1 protein-coding gene is annotated in these 286 nt (G+C 60.5%); it reads right to left on the bottom strand.

Going from position 1 to position 286, the window contains the following annotated elements:
• Positions 1–286, bottom strand: a 286-nt coding sequence (locus JT719_RS24625; RefSeq protein ID WP_242693467.1) for an alpha-amylase family glycosyl hydrolase, incomplete at both ends; no start/stop codon positions are given.

Consider the following 286-nt stretch of genomic DNA (forward strand, 5'->3'; position numbering starts at 1 on the left):
TGATCAGCCGGATGCCGCGCAGCTTGCAGCCATGGCTGAACTCCACGAAGTCGCCGAGCGTGCCGTAGCGCGGATCGACGTTGTAATAGTCGGTGATGTCGTAGCCGTGGTCGCGCAGGGGCGAGGGCTGGAACGGGCCGAGCCAGATCGTGGTCACCCCCAGCCCGTGCAGATAGTCGAGCTGGTTCAACAATCCCTGGAAGTCCCCCATTCCGTTGCCATCGGAATCCATGAAGGTGGACAGGGACAGATTGTAGATGACCGCGTTCTTGTACCAGAGGTCGTT

The sequence above is a fragment of the Sabulibacter ruber genome (genome assembly GCF_017355955.1).
In the GTDB taxonomy this organism is placed as follows: Bacteria; Bacteroidota; Bacteroidia; order Cytophagales; family Hymenobacteraceae; genus Nibribacter; species Nibribacter ruber_A.